The sequence below is a fragment of the Vallitalea pronyensis genome, from assembly GCF_018141445.1.
GTDB lineage: Bacteria > Bacillota > Clostridia > Lachnospirales > Vallitaleaceae > Vallitalea > Vallitalea pronyensis.
Genome location: NZ_CP058649.1, coordinates 2,114,596 through 2,133,763 on the forward strand (window position 1 = coordinate 2,114,596; position 19,168 = coordinate 2,133,763).

Sequence of the window (19,168 nt, forward strand, 5' to 3'; positions counted from 1 at the left end):
GACAATGTTTAAAAAAGTATGGACCATTTTTCTTAGAGATGTTAAGGTGAACACTAGAGATTTCTTAGCTGTGTATATTATATTATTTCCAATCTTATTTGCTATCGGTATTAATCTGTTAACACCAAGTATTAATGATACGACGGTTAATTTAGCACTTTTAAAAGAAGATATAGAAGCTGCCACCTACCTAAGGGATTTTGCTAAAGTTGAAACCTTTGATACAGTTGAAGCTGTGGAGGACCGTGTAGCAAAACGTGATAACATGATTGGTATTTTGCCAAAAGATGATGGCTATTATGTATTGCAGCAAGGTAATGAAGCAGAGGGCATATTGGATTATGCCAAGGTGTTGATTACACTCTATGAACAAGATGCACAGATAGAAGATTCAACAGCTGTGATTGAGGACTTTGACCGTGCTACACCACCACTTAAAAAAATGCTAGTTAATATTGCTATTCTATTTACAAGTGTATTAGGTGGTATGCTCATTGCTTTCAATATTGTAGAAGAGAAAGTTGATCGAACCATACGCGCTATTCACTTATCACCTGTTTCAAGAAATGTATTTATACTGGGTAAAAGCCTTATGGGGATTACATTACCCATTTATGGTACATTAGCTATTGTACTCATTACAGGCTATACAACGATTAATTTTGGGCAGATGCTGTTATTGGTCATTGTATCATCTATTCTTAGTATGCTGGTTGGTTTTATTGAAGGTATTAAGAGCGAAGATATTATAACCGCTGCATCCAGTGTTAAAATGTTATTCTTACCCCTGGCAGCAGCCATAGCAGCTATAGAATTATTAAGTGAACAATGGCAGATTTTATTCTACCCCATACCATTCTATTGGGCATATAAAGGTAATGATGCCGTGCTTGCAGCAAGTGCAACATGGGGGCAGATTATACTCTATACGGTTATTACCTTTGGGCTTAGTGCTATTGTCTATATCTATCTTGCACCTAAGATTAAGAAAGGCTTACAGTAAGATAAAAGGTAAATCACGAGCATTTTATGTAAACTGTTAACCTAAGTAATAGGGGTATTGGAAAGGAGTTTTACAATGAATTGGTATATTTTTGGCGGTGTATTATGTGTGCTTTATGCTATGTTTGTATATTATATTGGTTTTAAAAAGCCACCCACACTTATTAAAATTGTGAAAATGAAAATTAAGAAAACCATGAGTGACCAATCAGCAGTCATTGTATGCTATGTTTTTGGTACGATTGTATTAATTGTCGGTATTGTGTTATTTGTTTTAGGCGCTAGGTAATAGGCTAAGAATAGTATGTTAGATTGTTATAGATAAAAAAATGGGAACAGGTTGGATTGTGATTTGCCTAAATGCCATGTAGAAAAGGGTTATGGAAAATGTATCATTTTTTGATAACCCTTAATTTGGAAAAGACCAAGTATTGGATTTATATGCCAATAACGGGTCTTTTTCTTTATCAGGCTATGGTACTAACTCGTTTGCCTACAACAATGACTAATGGGTATTAATGATATGAATCCATTATATTTACAATAAAAATTATTTATTTATATGAATATACAAAAAAATATAATTTAAATAGGTATAATTGTGGTATTTATAAAAAAATAAAGGTATAAAAGTAATCATATTGATTATTTAGACTAAACATAATATAATGTTTATGGGTTGATAAATATGAATAAGGAGTGTATAAGATGTTATGAAAGCTTTGTTTGTTGATGATCCAATCAACCTATCGTCAATTAGATTAGCAGAATTCTTACTCTTAATTCATCAAAAAAGCTTATCCTATTATGATTTAACATGTGAGCTATTAAAAAACTTATATTTACAAAGAATGGATTTTATATTTACTATACTTATTACTTAATTAATACATACTAAGTTGGTACAAAAAAATTAAATAATAATTATATATAACAAAAAAGCTGTAAAATAAATCGTAAGAAGGAGAATTATTTATGATTAAAAAAATGATTAGTATAATGTGTGTTGTATTAACAATAATAGGAGTAACATCAACATCTTTTGCTGCAAAAACCCCTTATATTTCTACAAGTTTAACTGCTCAGACATACCGTATGAAGTCTACCATAGATGTGCATGATAATGATACTACTCCTGACTTAGTAAAAATGACAATAACCGTCTACTTTGAAGATGGTACAAAAGAGATAAAAACAACATCCACAAACATTAGCGATCATTTAGAGTATAACAGGCTTGTTAAAGATTGGGCGATAATCCAAGTTGAATATTATGCTGAAGTTGATGGCGTTATATTAACAGATTACAAAGAAATAGCAAGAATATAAGAAGATAAATTATTAGTCTTAATTAATTGGCCTATATAAGGGGCTGTCTCATGAAAGCAATTTTGCTGAGACAGCCCCTTTCACTAACGGGTTATCTGAAAGGATGCATGTTTCCACCCATTTGTGTTATCAATAATCAACATTCTGGAATCTTCTATGATTTCTCAGTTGACATGATGGGACAGGTTTCTTATAATATATATATAAGATTAATTGTTAAGTAATAACTTTTTTCCGGAGAGGAGCATGCATATGAAGATACATGAAGTTATGACCGAATTAGAATTAATGGGAACGGAGCAAACGCGTAAAATATATCGAAACCATGGTTGTAAAGGGCCTTTATTTGGTGTTAAAATAGGTGATTTAAAAAAACTGGTAAAAAAAATTAAAAAGGACCATGAACTGGGCTTAGAACTTTTTAAAACAGGCAATTATGATGCCATGTATCTTGCCCATTATATCGTAGAACCTAAAAAAATGACAAAGGCGTTATTAGATGAATGGTTATTTGCCACAACAGGTTATATGATTAATGAATACGCTGTGAGCAATGTGGCGGCTGAGAGTTCAGTAGCATTGCCATGTATCCATGATTGGATAAAGGCAGAAGGCGAAGATAATGGGTACAAAAGGGCAGCAGCCTATTCAACTTATGCCAATTATATATCTGTTACACCTAATGAACAGTTAGATATGGATGAAATTAGACAGCTGATTAACCACATTAAAGAAAACATTCATGATGAAGAAAATCGGGTTCGCTATACCATGAATAATTTTGTGATAAGTGTTGGTGCATATATACCTACATTATCAGAAGAAGCCATTGCCATAGCAGAAGAGATAGGCAAGGTCAATGTATATATGGGTAAGACATCCTGTAAAGTACCTGTTGCATCAGAATCCATTATGAAAATAAAGGATATGGGGCGATTAGGAAAGAAACGAAAAAAAGTTATCTGTTAGAAAGTAATGGTGTGACAGAGGCTAAATATAATCAATAAACCAAAGTAGGCTTTGATAGAAAGTGTTAGCTATTATAGCATTAAAAGAGGTAAATCTGGAAATTCCAATTTACCTCTTTATCTTTATGAACTTTATTTCCATAGCCTTATAATCTTAACCGTTTAATTCAGATTAGAACATAAAAAGCAAACAAGATCCGTATTAAGAATGGTAGGTTGTAAAAGGCATACTTGACAGAATAAAAAGGACAGCATATACTTCTCTTAAGAATAGATAAGGAGTGTTGTGGTATGATAGAGAAGTTTTATACCGTGGATCAAGTGGCTGACATGATTGATATGCATCCAAAGACCATCAGGAAGTTCATTAGAGAAGGTAAATTAAAAGCGAATAAAGTGGGCAAACAGTGGCGCATTACAGGTCATGACTTAAGTGTTTTTACCGAGGGGACAGGCCCAGAGGGGATTATAGATGAGACAAGGGATATTACATTTTCTACGGAAGATAAAGGACAGACTTCTACCCATGGGGTAACTGTTTCTACGGTTGTTGATATGGACGTTAAAGATATGGAAGAAGGCACCCGTATTGCCAATATGCTGATGGCCGTTATGAATAATAAAGATACCAAGTACGGTACATCCACAATGAATGTCCAATTTATTGAAAAAGAAAAGAAGACAAGGATCATGTTGTGGGGGACATTATCTTTTATGGAAGCAATGTTGGGAGCGTTAGATGTGTTGACACAACAATAGAAGGTTTATATTTTTTGGCTAATACTATTGTAAAGATACGGCTTTCTTTAAAGTGTAAGAATGACTAAATTTGCTATATATACGTTGTTCAAAAACTGTTAATACAAATAAATATAAAAAAAGATAGGAGACCTAAAATGAAAGGTATGCTTCATCATGTGGAGATTTATACAAAAGATTTACAAGTTACTAAGGATTTCTGGGGATGGTTGCTAGGTAAACTTGGATACAAAGAATTTCAAAGTTGGGAAGATGGTATAAGCTATCTATTAGGGGACACCTATTTGGTTTTTGTTCAAGTAGAAGAACGTTTTTTAGATGTACCCTATCACCGGTGTAGGGCAGGACTCAATCATTTAGCTTTTCATGGTGGAAGTAGAGCATTTGTTGATGAAATCACAAAAGACTTAAAAGCAAAAGGCATTAACATATTATATGAAGATAAACATCCTTATGCAGGTGGTAAAGATTATTATGCTGTTTATTTTGAGGACCCAGATAGAATGAAAGTTGAAATCACCTCTAATTAATGTATATAATTGTTTAAACGTGTTTTTTTAGTGCACTAAGCATTTGGTATTTATGACGTACCAGATGCTTAGTTTTTTTATCTTATAAGAAAGTTCTCTGAATATGGCATATGAAATAGGAGCATTTTCATATACGTCAAGGATACTTTCTTAACGACAATCTCCTTCTATGAATGCCGCGTAGCCTCTTTTGTTCTTAAAAAGAAACGCCATCCATATTAAAAAAATATATAACCATATGCGTAGGTAATAAGATAAAAAAGTCTTGACAAATGAACGACACGTTAATATAATGGTAAAAAAGAATGAAATAAGGAGTTTTAAGTAATTATAAAGAAGTTTGTGGAGTGTATACAAGTTGTGTTTGGACTATTGATGACAGAAAGACCATAAAAAATTCGGAGAGGGTGACAAGTCATGATGACGATAAACAAAAAAAATAATGTAAAAGTAGCCATTATAGATAGAGGAGAAAGTAATCTTCATACGGTGCAAGATGCTTTGGATATGATGAGTAATGCTCAATGTGTTGATTGCATGAACATGTTGATCCATAAAGACAATATCCACGAGAAGTTTTTTGACCTGAAAACCAAATTTGCAGGAGAGGTATTGCAGAAATTTATCAACTATCAAATGAGATTAGCGATTATCGGCGATTTTTCCCATTACACCAGTAAAAGCCTTAAGGATTTTATATATGAATGCAATAAGGGACAATGGATTTTTTTCAAAGCTACAGTTGAAGAAGGGCTCAACGCTTTGCACAGCGTTGCCTTAAAGACATTTTAAAATGTTTCATGTGGTGGGAACGAAGTCTAATTTTTTAAGCATATAATGTATATCTAAAGCAACTTGACAAGAAAGGGTCTATTATGATAGACTCTTTTTATTAAGTTCTTCCGTTTCAAATTTTGTGCTAATGCAATAGTGTTTTTAGCCATTTTTTTAACGTTGTTTATGCATAGGGGACATGCCTAGACATTAGTCATGGATTAAGATGAAAGGATGTAAGATGAATGCCAGATAATCATGAACAATACAAACTCTTTGATGCTGAATTCAAGTTTATGCAACTTATATGGGCTAATGAGCCTATCAATTCTACCAAGTTGGTTAAGTTATGCCATGAGCATTTAGGATGGAAAAAGTCAACAACGTATACGGTTCTTAAGAAGTTGCAGCAAAGACAAGTACTAAAAAACGAAAAAGCAACAGTTACATCCATCGTCAAATTAGAGGATGTGAGAAAATATGAAGGGGAACAATTATTAGAGAAAGCCTTTAACAATTCCTTGCCACATTTGCTGGTTTCTTTTTTAGATGGTAAAAAAATATCCGATTCTGAGGCAGATGAATTACGACGTATTATTGATGAAAGCAGGCGTTAAGGGTGATGATGTATGTAACGAACGCATTTACGATGATTTTAAGTATGAGTATTGTTTCCACGTTTATAGGTGTTATCATTCTTTTAATCCGTAAGGTGTTTGTTAAGCGAATACCTAGTATGCTTTTGTATGTGCTTTGGATGGTCATGATGTTTCGTTTAATCAGTCCATTTTCAATAGCCAATCCATTAAACGTATTTAATCTTGTAATAACAGACGTTGAACATAATGTAATCACCATGACTTATACAGAAGAATTAAGCCGTATAGAGTTTCCACGTATTGAAACATATGGTCATGGACATATAACAGATACGACAAGACTAGTTTCTAGCCATGGATTAGTCTCAAAAGAAAACATGATGATGACCGCTAGTTTTTTATGGGCATTAGGTGTACTCATCGTATTCTTTTACAATGTGATACAGTATATAAAAATGGGTAAGCGTATTGGAACAGCTACAATCCTAAAACCCAATCCTATTCATGGGCTTAAAGGGTTAGTAAAGGTAAGAAAACAGATCAAGGTTTATACATCAGATAAGATTGACACACCTTTTGTATTAGGGTTATTACATCCTAGAATATATATACCTGTAGCTTATACAAATCATTCGTTAACCTATGTACTCATCCATGAGTTGGTCCATATAAAACGGTGGGATTTTAGAATAAAACCACTTGCTTATATGATTTGTATGTTACATTGGTTTAACCCAATTGTATGGCTAGCCATCCATTATATGAATCAAGACATTGAGATGGCATGTGATGAAAAGGTTATTCACCTTCTTGGTCAAGAACATCGACAAGAATATGCCCATTCTTTAATCGATTGTGTTGTAGGTAAGAAAATGAAGATACCTTGCTGGCAATCCTCTTATAACGCCAACAACTTAACCCTTCGTGTTAAACATATTATTGGGTTTAGAGAGAAAAAATGCTATGAAAAAATACTCTTATGGATGTGTATCATGTGTATTGGATTAACACTCAGTACCAATCCATTAATTCTAAAGCATACAGAAAGTATTATACCCATTGATCTATTCAAAGTTCATTGGCATAAAGACAATGGGGATAGTAAGTACATACAAGCTAAGCAATTAGTAACCACAGCCAAGCCCATATATGAAAACCCTGTTACTCGAGATACCATCATGCAAGACTATTATATTAAAAGTGATAAAGCTCATCATGGTATAGATATACTCGCCCATCCAGGTGAGCCCATTAAGGTTGTTGATGATGGGTATGTAACGTTCATTGGTCATGATGAACATTGCCATGTCGTTAAAATCGATCATGGTGATGGCTATGAATCATGGTATGGCGGCTATGAAACACTAAGCGTATTGGAGCATGAAACCGTAAGTAAAGGCGAAATAATTGGTGTAATAGGGAATACAGGCACAGGTCCTCATCTACACTTAGCAATCGTGTATAATGGAGAATTTGTTGATCCGAAAGACTATTTACCAAGTGTATTGAATAAATCAAGATGATGATGCATTGATAGAGATGGGAGATATTAAAGATATGAATATAACATTACAAGCTAGACAATTAGAACATGTCATGCAATTTTTTCAAGAGTCAAAGGATGAAGTGTTAAAAGGCTTATTTCCATTTATGGAAAATACATTAGAAGAAGCCATTGATATGTTTAAGGAAACCTTGGAACCTGATGCAACAAGTTATGGAAAAATTATATGTGTTGATGACAACTATATCGGCGATGTTTGGTGTTATTGTATTGACGAAGTAGAAGATAAGCATTGTTTCTTAAGCATTGTCATTTTTGATAAGCACTATTGGCATAAGGGAATTGGGGGAAAGGTTCTAGAAGAATTCTGTGGTGAAATTGCAGAGAAATATGCGATTCATAAAATCTGTGCCTTTACATATAAACATAATGTTGCTTCTAAAAGATTATTGGAAAAAGTGGGCTTCACATGCAAAGAAGAATTTATTGATGATGGCATACCTTCCTATTACTTGGAAAAGGATTTAGTCATATAAGGGTGCCTTACATTGGACAATCCATGACTAAATGGTAAGAGTAAACAACGATAAATCAGCAATTGTGGAGATGGTAACGTAAAACAAAACATGGCACTAACGTCGGGAAGATTAATAAAATTATAAACTGACATACTATAAGGGGATTAACAATGAAAACAAAAATGAAAACAAAATGTATGATGATATTTATACTATGTATGTTGTTGCAAACTAACGTGTATGCTCAAGAAAATTGCTGGCCCATACAAGGCAAAAATTATGGGGATGATCTACTCTATGGACCTGATGATTTGGTATATAACAAAATCCTAGATAAGAAAGAACCCTTTTTGGGTTATGCTATAACAGGCGACCAACATTCAGAAATCCTAGCCATCACTTCAGGTGTTGTAAAAAGTATTAACGTATCATTTAGCCCTGATTTCTATAGGGTATTTAGCTTTGACAACGTGGATGAAGGTAGACAAATTATGAAAAAACATCAATACAATACGAAGTTTTTAACCATGGAAGTGTGGATAAAGATGGAAGATGGCATGATCGTTACCTATACAGGTATTGAGCCCGATACAGTTTTAGTCAATGTAGGGGATCAAGTGAAGGCTGGTACATGTCTAGGTAAAATGGGCCATGCCAATAAACTGATTGAAGATTATTGTCTCATTGTAAAGGGTTCTTATAAGGGTAAAACCAAAGTACCTAAGATTTTTTCAGGTAGTCAAAACGATGGTAATACCGTTCAGGATGTTAACGAAGGTCACGGCAATCTAGAGAAAGATTATCGCAGTACCAAGCTTACGGTTCAAGAACTAAAGGATATCTTTAAGGTCTTTAAAGAATCCTTATATGAAGGGCATCCAGCATTAACTGAATATGTGACACCTAGTACATTAGCAGATGCCTTTGATGACATTGAAACCCAGTTGAATAGTCCAATGACAGCTAATGAACTCTTTCTTATCCTTAATGAAATCATTCATTTAATTCAGGATAACCATACCTATATTGACAAGAAATACTTACGAGATGAAACCAAACTGTATAATAAGCCTTATGATTTTCCTGTTAAACTTGGTGTAATAGATAAAAAATGCTATGTCTTGGCTCGTTATGCAGAGATAGAGGGTCTTCAAGTAGGTGATGAAATCGTAGCGATTAATGACGAACCTATGAAAGGGATCATTAGCAAATTATCCCAAGGTTCCGGAACAGGTGACGGCTATATTGAAGGCTTTGAGGAGCAATTTTTGTTCACAGAAGCTAAGCATTTATCCAGTGGTTTTGAGATACTTTATGATATGGTCTATATGCCATCAGCAGGAGACCCCTTAGTATTAACCACAAAAAGTGGTAAGGATATACCATGGGTACTTAAAAAAGAAAACAAGCCTGCTAAAGAGCCTACGAAATGGGTACCTTATGAAGTGCAAGAGCTGGACCAAGATGTCACGCATCTTAGGATTAATGGTATGAGTATGGATGAAAAAACCATACTGGAAATAGAAGATATCCTCCTTCATACGACGTCACAAAATCTTATATTGGATTTAAGAAAAAATCCAGGTGGTAGTGCTGAGACTATTCACAAACTATTTTCATACTTCGCTGAAGATGAGTTTAAAGTTGCTAAGGGACATGAGGTTAAACATAATGGAATCTATGGGTTTTTTAAATATACTGATAATATGATACCCAATAGTCAGCCTTATAGTCATTATAAAGCTGATAAAAACGGCGATTGCTATTATATGGATGCCCACACTCATCCAGAAGTTTTTCCTACATATAAGCCTAATGAAAATGGCATTTATACAGGCAACGTTTATGTACTGACCTCAGAGCTTACAGGGTCTGCTGCTTGTATCCTTGCCAGTCTTTTTCATGAGCATGATAGAGGATTAATTATAGGACAAGAGGGTGCTGGTGGTTATCATATGATGTGTGGCTTAGATTTTTCCAAAGTCATGCTAGGTCATAGCAGCGGACTCATACTGCATATGCCAATGATTAAAATCATATCCGCCAACTCAGCAAAAGATATCTCTTATGGAAGAGGGGTCATACCGGATGTAATCGTTACTAGGAGTATTGAAAGCGAGTTATCCCATGAAGATACTGTCGTGGGTACGGCTATAGCGTTAATCCATGACAATGATAAGCGTATTGATTCAATATTAAGAAATCGAATGGTTATAAAACGCGTCATAAGAAGTGTATGGGATGATTTCAAACGCATTGTTCAAAGTTTCTAAACTACGACACCTACTACATATTTATCCTTTATAGCATTGTATTTAGAATGGATTATGCTATACTAATACTGATAGTAATAAAAACAGGAGGGTGTTATGCATAAGTGGTTATTGATTGTAGGTGTTATGCTCATTCTAACAGGATGTATTAAAAAGCAGTTTTTAGGTGATGAAGAAAAGCAAATAGCCTTTGAAGATTATTTTGATGGTTTTGAGGGTTCTTTCATTATGCTGGATGAGCAGACCAATGATTACCTCATCTATAACGAGGAATTAATAGAAACACAAGTCTCGCCTTGCTCAACTTTCAAGATTCTAAACGCATTAATAGGTCTTGAAACAGGTGTTATACAAGATGCCAACCATATGTATAAGTGGGATGGGACCACATATAACATGGAAGCATGGAATGGGGACCATACATTGGCAAGTGCTATAAAATATTCAGTTGTCTGGTATTACAAACGTTTAGCTAAAGAAGTTGGTCTATCACAGATGCAGCATTATATGGATTTGGTGAAGTACGGTAATGGTGATATATCAGGAGGTCTCACAGAATTTTGGATCATGTCATCACTGAAGATAAGCCCCCGTGAGCAGGTTGACTTGTTACGTGACCTATACCAAGATAAGCTACCTTTTACATCTGATAATATGGCCATTGTAAGGGATATCCTTGTACTGGAAGACACAGAAGATTACACGTTATCGGGTAAAACTGGCTCTGGTAGAACAGGGAAAGATGAAGAGCTTATCGGGTGGTTTGTGGGTACAGTTCAACGAGAAGGTCATCGACATCATTTTGCTGTATTTATACAAGGTAAAAACGATACATCCGGATATAAAGCAAAAGATATCGCACGTCAGATATTAAAGGATTTAGACTTAATAAATGCATTGGAAGAATAATGTATGAAATAAATAATGGAGAAAGGATGACAAGACACATGAGACAAATCATTTTGGACTTTTATCATTATATTGATTCAGCTGATTTTGATGGTCTTCGCCAAGTGATGGCAGAAGAGGCTAAGGTTAAGTTACCCAATACGCGAGAGTTATTTGATAGTCGAGAAGCGTATATCGCATTTAGTAAAGATTATCCAGGTCGATGGTATGCGAATGTTGAACGGATTGTAGAGGCTGAGCGCGAAGTCATCGCTGTAACGGAGATAACGAACCATGAGATTTCTTTTTATGTTACAGCATTTTTTGTCATCCAAGATGATCAGATTATTGAGATGACGGAATATTGGGGGGACAATGGTGAAGCTCCTCAGTGGCGAAGAGATAAAGGGTATTGCACCAAATATTAGATAATAAGATGTCTAGAGGATCAAGCACATAGGTGCTTGGTCCTTTTAATATGTATAGTATTTTTTTAAAAATAGACTTGAAATAATATAGAACTTGGCGTACAATATGAGTGAGCTCATATGAGTGCACTCATATTAAAGTTGGAGGAAATTAGTATGGCGCGCATAGGAAAAGAAAAAAAAGAACAAATCCGAAAAAGCATTTTGGAAAAATCAAAAGAATTATTTTTTGGAAAAGGATATGACCAGACAAGTACGAAAGAAATAGCCAGAGAAGTAGGCATTGCAGAAGGTACCGTTTTTAATTATTTTAAAACAAAAGCAGATATTTTTTTAGAAGTATTTTCAATGGAACATACCATAAAAAAGATTGAAACCAATCAGTACATGGATAAAGGTACAAGTGTACTGGATATTTTTATGAACTTCATCAAGTGTAATTTAAAAGATATCATGATCTTTCCAAAGGGTATTTTGAAAGAACTGGGTATTGCCAGTCTCAATCTTGCCAAAAGTAAACCAGCCCTTATAAAAAAATTAGCAGAGTTTGATTTTCAAGTATTGGATCATCTAAAAGAACTTACAGAAGACTTACAAGGCAAAGGTCTTATTGTACCTTGTGATGCAAAAGTCTTAAGCGACGTGATTTACAGTGGCATGATGTTGGAGTTTATTTTGTACGTGTATGAAAAAGACAGGAAAAAAGAGACGATGTTTGATAACATACGTGAAAAGGTAGGGTTTATCCTAAAGGGATATGTATAGAAAGGATGATCATATGGTAGAGAAATTAATGGCCAAAAATGTAGAGTGGGTAACGCAAAGACCAAAGACAATTCTAGCCATTGCTTTATGCTTGACAGTATTTATGGGTATTTTCGCTAGTTTCTTAGATTTGGAATTAAATTGGGTAGCTTTAGCACCAAAAGGAAATTCGGCTGTTAAAGAATACCAGAAAATCGTAGAAGATTTTCCAACACTCAGCAACATCATGGTTGTCATAGAAAGTGACGATAGACATCAATTAGAAGAAGTCACAGAGATTGTTCATAAAGAGTTAAGCCAATTAACCGACTACATATCTTCTGTATCGGCTGGAATCGATGAAGCATTTGCCCTAGAAAACGGTTTGCTGTATGTACCAACAAAAGAGATTGAGATGATGGGTTATGCTCTCATGGACACGAATCTGGATAGTTTCTATGGCATGTTAGAGATGACTATCGATGAATCCATAAAAGGCATAGAAGAAGGTCAGTTATCTTCAAAAGATATTGCTTATCAAGTAGCTAATTATGATGCAATGATGGCTTTGTTTCAAGTAACCAATAAAGGGTTAAAGGGTGGAAGTAGTGAGGAAGAATTAAGACAGGCAATCACCAAGTTTTTTACTGGGAATACACGGGCGGTATCACCTGATGGCAAAGCGGTCATTGTTACAGTCCAACCCAACTTCGATATCATGGATATGGAGCAAGTAGTACCTGGGGTTAATACCATAGAGGAAACCATTAAGGCGATTGATGCAAACCATAAGGATGTTCGTGTTAGAGCAACAGGTATGCATGTGGTTGTAAGAGATGAAATGGCAAGCATTGAGTCCGATTCCTTATTAACAACCCTGTTAAGCATACTCTTAATCTTAGCCATTCTGTATTTTGCATTTAGGTCTTTCTTAGCCCCCATCATTACCTTTATACCTCTGGTTCTAGGTATTATCTGGGCAGTTGGTTTAACGAAGCTGACCATTGGCAGGCTCAATATGATGACAGCATTTTCTGCTGCCATGTTACTGGGTTTGGGTATTGATTACGCCATTCATCTCTACAGTAGTTATACTGAAAAGCGAGCATATGGGCTAGAAAAACAAGAAGCCATCAAAGGTGCTATATCCATAACAGGACTGGGCATTATTACAGGTGCGTTAACCACAGCAGTTGCCTTCTTGGCTTTAAATATCAGTTCGTTAGAGATATTACAAGAACTAGGAACCATCATGGGTACGGGTATTTTAACCACACTAATAGCTGTATTCTGGGTGCTTCCAGCTATCATTATGATAAATAAAGAAAAGCCCCATAAAGTCAGCAAAATTAAAGGGCAATATCATTGGATTGGTCATATAGCCGTAAAAGTTAACCAAGTAAAAGTACCCGTTATCATTGGTTTACTACTATTAACAAGTTTTATGGCCTATAAAGCCAAAAATGTGACCTTTGATACCAATTTAATGCATTTAGAACCAGAAGGGTTAGAATCCATAGCGTTAATGGAACATTTGGTCGAACAGTATGATATGAGCACGGATTCCTTTAGTATAGAAGTAAGTGAACTGGCTGACGTATATGAGCTTCATGAAGCATATGAACAAGTGAATGGTGTTGCGAAGGTGAGCAGTATAGCTGACATCGTACCCAAGGAAATGCAGCAACATACCAAGCTAGAGGCCATTGACAAGACAAGAACAATGTTAAGCCAACAAGTGCCCCATAGAAGCATTCCTCATGGTACGTTGATTGATCAGCTAGAAAATATAAAGAAAAAAATAGCCAGTTATGAAAAAAGTTGGTCCACTACAGGGTATCGGAACCTTACAGAGGGAGATTTTGTAACGATGGCTACAACCATTGATGATTTAATCAAGACACTAAAATATGCACCTAAGACAAACGTGGATCAACTATCTGAGGAGTTTTATAACCTATATAAAGCAATCGGTCATCACATGTTAGTGACAGAACCCTTAACAGTAGAAGGTCTACCACAAGACTTGAAAAAACAGTTTGTAAGTGAAGACGGTAGCATGTACTTGTTAACGATTTATCCTGATTTTAGTATATGGGATCATTTGGATAGCGAAAAGGGAAACACATTTTTTAAGGCATTAACGGATATTGATGCAACCATAACAGGCACACCAATCTTTATGAGGGTACTCTATCAATCAGCTTCTGACGAGATGGCTTTAACAGGTGTGGTTGTGTTTGCTATTCTATTTTTAATATTATTCCTGCATTTTAGACATATAAAATACACGTTATTAGCATTTCTACCACTGATGTTCACCATGGTTTATACAGTTGGTATGATGGTACTGATCGATTTGCCGTTTAATGTCCTTAATTTCTTATCTATTTTACTGCTTATAGGTATAGGGATTGATGATGGTGTGCATATCTTGCATCACTATAAATCAGGCGAGAGAAATATCTTTAAGCTGTTTTCCAGTGTAGGAAGAGCTATCTTACTAACCACCATAACCACCATGTGCGGCTTTGGCTCATTAATGTTTTCAAGCTATGTGGGGATAGCCAGTTTAGGAAAAGTATTATTTATAGGTGTGTCATTAGCTTTCATATTGACAGTTGTTGTATTGCCACTATTTCTTAAGAATATAGAGGATACTGAATGAATGTATTACAAAAAAATCATTGGTTATATTTTTCAAGAATGGTGATTTTATAGCAACTATTATCTTATCTGATATAGACATAAAATACTTTATTATAATCCCTTACTTGTAACTATCCCATTACAAAGTCAAGTTATGAGCGTATATAAACATACGCTACAGAACTTGGCTTTTTTTATGCCAAGAAACGGTTATACAAAAGTTGGTAGTCCTGAAACTTTAGTGTTAGTCATTAACAAAAGTTACCCATTCTTTTCTAGAAAAATACTCACGGTATATTATTAAAAGCATAAAATATTCTGAGATATTTTATCACAGGTGAGGCTATGGTAACGATTAGTTTATGCATGATTGTAAAAAATGAAGAAGATACGCTAGCAAGATGTTTAGATACGGTAAAAGATATCGTTGATGAGATTGTCATTATTGATACAGGATCAACAGATAAAACAAAAGAAGTTGCAGCCAAGTATACCACAAATATCTATGATTTTGAGTGGGTCAATGATTTTGCTGTTGCTAGAAATTATTCTTTTTCTAAAGCAACAAAAGATTATATTATGTGGCTAGATGCAGATGACATATTGCTTGAAGAAGATCGGGAGAAATTAATTCGATTAAAGCGCGTCATGAACCCAGAAATTGATATTGTCATGATGAAATACAATATCAAAGTTGATGAAAAGGGGATACCAAAAACCACATTCACACGAGAACGATTGCTTAAGCGAAGCAAGCAGTATGAATGGGTGAATCCTGTCCATGAATATGTGAAAATCCATGGAAAATACTTTAATAGTGATATATGCATAACCCATCGAAAAGTACATAATAGTGGTGATAGAAACCTAAAAATACTTGAGAATATCTTGAATGATGAAGGTTTAAATGATCGTAATACCTTCTACTATGCACGAGAATTATATGCCAACAAAAAATTTGATGAAGCTATTACATTTTATAATAAGTTTTTAGATTCAGAAGGTGGCTTTATATCCAATTATATGGATGCTTGTATGGATCTTGCCAAATGCCATTATATCAGAAAAGAAGATAAAAAAGCACTCAGAAGTTTGTTAAGAAGTCTCGAGTTTGGTATACCTAGAGCAGAAATATGCTGCATGATTGGAGAGCATTTTAAAAATTATAAACAATACGAACGAGCAATTTATTGGTATGAAGTAGCCACAAAGTTAGAGAAACCTTCAACCTGGGGAAGTGTTACCCATGACAGCTGGGGGTATAGACCCCATATGGAATTATGTGCCTGCTACTACAAAATTGGGCAGGTGTTAAAAGCTAAAGCATTCAACGATATGGCTGGAACTTATAAACCCAATGATAAAATATATCTCCATAATAAAAAGTTTTTTGAAATGCTTCTATCTAAAAAAGAGACAGAAGAACATGAATAGCTGCAATATAGATTATTTTTAATTAGCAGCCTTTAAAGGAGGATTATATGCCTATTATTGCTCATACCATGCCATTGATGATCATGAATAAGGGAGACCTTAGAATGGCACATGCTTGCCTTGAAAGTCTTTGCAAAAGTACATTGGACCAAGTATTGGTTGTGTATAATCAAGGACGATTAAATAACGAACAACTAAACATATTTTTAAAACAATATGCCATTAAATCCATTATCCTAGGAGAAGGAGAAAATAAAGGCATACCCATGGGCAGACAGAGATGTTTTGAATATATATGGGAACATATGCCTGAGGTAAAATACATTTCTGAGATTCACGTGGATATGATATTAACACCCGATTGGTCCAAGACGATTATTGAATACTTGGATAATAGCGATGAACCCATGTTGTCACCAGGCATACTAACAGGTTACGGTGAACTGCATCCAGAAAAAAAAGGCATCAAGAGTGTGGAAATACCATCTGATCAAGAAGATTTATTAGCCTTATTAGCAAGTCTTACACAAGATACCATAAGTGAGGGGTTCGTGCATCCTGTTATACATAAGGCAACAGTCTTAAAAGAAATTGGCGGCTATGATCTACAGTTTTTAACTGGAAAACAAGGTTATGAAGATGATTCCATTCTTCTTGGATACCGTTATTATATGGGAACAAGAAACGATTGGAAACCAAAGGCCTTATTATCTACCAGAGTGTATCATGTATCTCTGGTTCAACGTATGAGAATGGACCATATACATGCGGAAACCAATAAAAACCTTGAAGGATTAACCGGACAATATGGTATCTATGGCTTATTGCAGCTAGAGAAAATACATCATAATTATCAATTCAGCCACATAGCATTATCAAAAATTAACCAACATATAAAACAGGCTAACATGGAAGACAACAAAAACCTTAATATGAAGGTGCTTATTGCAAGCCCTGTATATCAAAAACCTCAAATCCTGCAATTGTTTTTAGAATCATTAACAACACTTAACAAGGCAAATGTTCACTTTGATTATCTCTTTTATGATGACAATAGTGACCAAGAGTCAAGTAAGCTGCTACATGCCTTTAAACCAGAAGGTAGTAGGGTGGACATTATAGATGGTAGCAAAGAAGAAGCTTATTTATGTGACCAGAGGTCCCATTATTGGAAAGAGGACTTAATATGGAAAGTTGCAGGCTATAAAAATGATATGATACAACAAGCAATCAACAAACAATATGATTATTTATTTCTAATAGACTCGGATTTACTGATATATCCACATACAATAGATGACCTCATGAGCGCTAAAAAGGATGTAATATCCAACATCTTTTGGACAAAATGGCAGCCAGATCAGCCTAAACTGCCTAATGTATGGTTATCAGGTGTATATGGTTTAATTGATAAAAAAAGAGAAGAAACCCTATCCAATGAAGAATCTTTAAAGCGATATAGAGCTTTTATACAAAAATTGGCCACCCCTGGTATTTATGAAGTTGGTGGTTTAGGTGCTTGTACTTTAATCAGTAGAAAGGCTTTATTAAGTGGGGTTAGTTTTCAAGAAATAGAAAATTTATCTTATTGGGGTGAAGACAGGCATTTTTGTGTACGTGCGAAAGCTCTTGGTCTTAAGCTTTTTGTAGATACCCGTAATCCTGCCTATCATATCTATAGGGAATCGGATATCGAAGGTGCTAGAGTGTTTTTAGAACAACTAAACAGCAAAAAGAAATGTACATTCACAAGATATTACAAGGAAAATAAGAATAAGGTAGTTTTGTCCATGATTATTAAAAACGAAGCCAGCAGGTATTTAAAACAAGTCCTAATGCATGCCAAGAAATACATTGATGAAGCGGTAATTATTGATGATGGAAGCGAAGATAACAGCGTAGCTCTATGCCATGAAATATTAGAAGGAATACCTGTTCACATCATTAAAAACTCAGAATCAAAATTTAACAATGAAATTAATCTTAGAAAGCAACAATGGGATGAAACCATAAAAGTTAATCCAGATTGGATACTGAGCTTAGATGCTGATGAAATATTTGAAGAAGCCATTGTACACCAAATCAAACAACTTATTAATCAAAAAGCAATCGATGTTTATTATTTTAGACTCTACGATTTTTGGAATGAAGATCATTATAGAGATGATCAATATTGGCGTGCACATAAGTCTTATCGACCATTTTTAATACGCTATCAAAAAGATTTTCCGTATAAATGGTTAGAGCAACCACAACATTGTGGTCGTTTGCCTTATAACATACATGTGTTACCTTCAGCAAAATCTCAACTAAGGTTAAAGCATTATGGATGGGCAAAATATGAGGACCGATTGTTTAAATACAATCGTTATATGGCTTTGGACCCAGATGCCAAGTATGGATGGAAGGAACAATATGAATCCATATTAGATGATGAGCCTAAACTAACAAAATGGAAAGAAATGTAAAAAAATTGAAAAGAGTTGTGTATATAGTAACAGCTAAAAATTAAATAAAATATAATGAAGTAATGGAGTTATTAAATTTAATACAAGCCGTAAATTTGAAAAACAGATATACAGACTAGGTATACGGGGAAAATTTAAACAAGCTGTATTTAAAAAACTATAAAGGAAGTGAGGTTATCAAGAAGAAATATAAAGACACTATTTGGTATAGTTCAGATAGTAAAAAAAGTAAAGGTCCCAACGGTAAAGACATTGAACATTTACATCGTCTACTAAAAGCATTAAAAAAAGAACTTGATTG

General features: G+C 34.6%; 17 protein-coding genes. All 17 read left to right on the forward strand.

The genetic code is table 11. The features are described from left to right. The first annotated feature begins 4 nt into the window (after positions 1-4). The 17 genes from HZI73_RS08700 (at position 5) to HZI73_RS26755 (ending at position 18,867) form a co-directional block, all read left to right on the forward strand. Positions 5-1,003, forward strand: coding sequence for an ABC transporter permease (locus HZI73_RS08700; RefSeq protein ID WP_212697858.1), 999 nt, complete (start codon positions 5-7; stop codon positions 1,001-1,003). Positions 1,004-1,078: 75 nt separating this feature from the next. Continuing rightward, positions 1,079-1,291 carry a hypothetical protein gene (locus tag HZI73_RS08705; RefSeq protein WP_212697859.1) on the forward strand — a complete coding sequence of 71 codons (213 nt, stop codon included), beginning with the start codon at positions 1,079-1,081 and terminating at the stop codon, positions 1,289-1,291. 686 nt (positions 1,292-1,977) lie between these two features. After that, positions 1,978-2,331 carry a hypothetical protein gene (locus HZI73_RS08710; protein WP_212697860.1) on the forward strand — a complete coding sequence of 118 codons (354 nt, stop codon included), beginning with the start codon at positions 1,978-1,980 and terminating at the stop codon, positions 2,329-2,331. A 252-nt stretch (positions 2,332-2,583) separates the two neighbouring features. Then, a complete protein-coding gene (locus HZI73_RS08715) occupies positions 2,584-3,300 on the forward strand; it encodes a DNA alkylation repair protein (RefSeq protein WP_212697861.1) in 717 nt (238 codons plus the stop codon). 290 nt (positions 3,301-3,590) lie between these two features. Continuing rightward, a complete protein-coding gene (locus HZI73_RS08720) occupies positions 3,591-4,058 on the forward strand; it encodes a helix-turn-helix domain-containing protein (RefSeq protein ID WP_212697862.1) in 468 nt (155 codons plus the stop codon). A gap of 137 nt (positions 4,059-4,195) precedes the next feature. Next, the gene (locus tag HZI73_RS08725; RefSeq protein WP_212697863.1) at positions 4,196-4,588 is read left to right on the forward strand and encodes a VOC family protein; all 393 of its coding nucleotides are present in this window, start codon (positions 4,196-4,198) and stop codon (positions 4,586-4,588) included. A 417-nt stretch (positions 4,589-5,005) separates the two neighbouring features. Further along, positions 5,006-5,380 carry a DUF4180 domain-containing protein gene (locus tag HZI73_RS08730; RefSeq protein ID WP_246552420.1) on the forward strand — a complete coding sequence of 125 codons (375 nt, stop codon included), beginning with the start codon at positions 5,006-5,008 and terminating at the stop codon, positions 5,378-5,380. Between the two features lie 227 nt (positions 5,381-5,607). Beyond that, positions 5,608-5,979, forward strand: coding sequence for a BlaI/MecI/CopY family transcriptional regulator (locus HZI73_RS08735; RefSeq protein ID WP_212697864.1), 372 nt, complete (start codon positions 5,608-5,610; stop codon positions 5,977-5,979). A gap of 5 nt (positions 5,980-5,984) precedes the next feature. Next, the gene (locus HZI73_RS08740; RefSeq protein WP_246552530.1) at positions 5,985-7,484 is read left to right on the forward strand and encodes a M23/M56 family metallopeptidase; all 1,500 of its coding nucleotides are present in this window, start codon (positions 5,985-5,987) and stop codon (positions 7,482-7,484) included. A gap of 34 nt (positions 7,485-7,518) precedes the next feature. Further along, positions 7,519-8,001, forward strand: a complete 483-nt coding sequence (locus HZI73_RS08745; protein WP_212697866.1) for a GNAT family N-acetyltransferase — start codon at positions 7,519-7,521, stop codon at positions 7,999-8,001. A 152-nt stretch (positions 8,002-8,153) separates the two neighbouring features. Continuing rightward, positions 8,154-10,256 carry a S41 family peptidase gene (locus HZI73_RS08750; protein ID WP_212697867.1) on the forward strand — a complete coding sequence of 701 codons (2,103 nt, stop codon included), beginning with the start codon at positions 8,154-8,156 and terminating at the stop codon, positions 10,254-10,256. Positions 10,257-10,352: 96 nt separating this feature from the next. Then, a complete protein-coding gene (locus HZI73_RS08755; protein ID WP_212697868.1) occupies positions 10,353-11,165 on the forward strand; it encodes a class D beta-lactamase in 813 nt (270 codons plus the stop codon). A gap of 38 nt (positions 11,166-11,203) precedes the next feature. Beyond that, on the forward strand, positions 11,204-11,572 hold the full coding sequence (locus HZI73_RS08760) for a nuclear transport factor 2 family protein (protein WP_212697869.1): 369 nt from the start codon (positions 11,204-11,206) through the stop codon (positions 11,570-11,572). Between the two features lie 156 nt (positions 11,573-11,728). After that, positions 11,729-12,337: a TetR/AcrR family transcriptional regulator gene (locus HZI73_RS08765; protein WP_212697870.1), complete on the forward strand. Its 609-nt coding sequence runs from the start codon at positions 11,729-11,731 to the stop codon at positions 12,335-12,337. 13 nt (positions 12,338-12,350) lie between these two features. Next, the gene (locus tag HZI73_RS08770; RefSeq protein ID WP_212697871.1) at positions 12,351-14,984 is read left to right on the forward strand and encodes an MMPL family transporter; all 2,634 of its coding nucleotides are present in this window, start codon (positions 12,351-12,353) and stop codon (positions 14,982-14,984) included. A 347-nt stretch (positions 14,985-15,331) separates the two neighbouring features. After that, complete coding sequence (locus HZI73_RS08775) at positions 15,332-16,399, forward strand: tetratricopeptide repeat-containing glycosyltransferase family 2 protein (RefSeq protein WP_330619710.1); 1,068 nt, start codon at positions 15,332-15,334, stop codon at positions 16,397-16,399. Between the two features lie 47 nt (positions 16,400-16,446). Then, positions 16,447-18,867, forward strand: a complete 2,421-nt coding sequence (locus tag HZI73_RS26755) for a glycosyltransferase family 2 protein (protein ID WP_330619711.1) — start codon at positions 16,447-16,449, stop codon at positions 18,865-18,867. Positions 18,868-19,168 lie beyond the last annotated feature (301 nt).

Bases quoted from the DNA above. Each gene is read 5' to 3' on its own strand.
- HZI73_RS08700 (WP_212697858.1), top strand. From the start codon at position 5: ATGTTTAAAAAAGTATGGACCATTTTTCTTAGAGATGTTAAGGTGAAC.
- HZI73_RS08705 (WP_212697859.1), top strand. From the start codon at position 1,079: ATGAATTGGTATATTTTTGGCGGTGTATTATGTGTGCTTTATGCTATG.
- HZI73_RS08710 (WP_212697860.1), top strand. From the start codon at position 1,978: ATGATTAAAAAAATGATTAGTATAATGTGTGTTGTATTAACAATAATA.
- HZI73_RS08715 (WP_212697861.1), top strand. From the start codon at position 2,584: ATGAAGATACATGAAGTTATGACCGAATTAGAATTAATGGGAACGGAG.
- HZI73_RS08720 (WP_212697862.1), top strand. From the start codon at position 3,591: ATGATAGAGAAGTTTTATACCGTGGATCAAGTGGCTGACATGATTGAT.
- HZI73_RS08725 (WP_212697863.1), top strand. From the start codon at position 4,196: ATGAAAGGTATGCTTCATCATGTGGAGATTTATACAAAAGATTTACAA.
- HZI73_RS08730 (WP_246552420.1), top strand. From the start codon at position 5,006: ATGATGACGATAAACAAAAAAAATAATGTAAAAGTAGCCATTATAGAT.
- HZI73_RS08735 (WP_212697864.1), top strand. From the start codon at position 5,608: ATGCCAGATAATCATGAACAATACAAACTCTTTGATGCTGAATTCAAG.
- HZI73_RS08740 (WP_246552530.1), top strand. From the start codon at position 5,985: ATGATGTATGTAACGAACGCATTTACGATGATTTTAAGTATGAGTATT.
- HZI73_RS08745 (WP_212697866.1), top strand. From the start codon at position 7,519: ATGAATATAACATTACAAGCTAGACAATTAGAACATGTCATGCAATTT.
- HZI73_RS08750 (WP_212697867.1), top strand. From the start codon at position 8,154: ATGAAAACAAAAATGAAAACAAAATGTATGATGATATTTATACTATGT.
- HZI73_RS08755 (WP_212697868.1), top strand. From the start codon at position 10,353: ATGCATAAGTGGTTATTGATTGTAGGTGTTATGCTCATTCTAACAGGA.
- HZI73_RS08760 (WP_212697869.1), top strand. From the start codon at position 11,204: ATGAGACAAATCATTTTGGACTTTTATCATTATATTGATTCAGCTGAT.
- HZI73_RS08765 (WP_212697870.1), top strand. From the start codon at position 11,729: ATGGCGCGCATAGGAAAAGAAAAAAAAGAACAAATCCGAAAAAGCATT.
- HZI73_RS08770 (WP_212697871.1), top strand. From the start codon at position 12,351: ATGGTAGAGAAATTAATGGCCAAAAATGTAGAGTGGGTAACGCAAAGA.
- HZI73_RS08775 (WP_330619710.1), top strand. From the start codon at position 15,332: ATGATTGTAAAAAATGAAGAAGATACGCTAGCAAGATGTTTAGATACG.
- HZI73_RS26755 (WP_330619711.1), top strand. From the start codon at position 16,447: ATGCCTATTATTGCTCATACCATGCCATTGATGATCATGAATAAGGGA.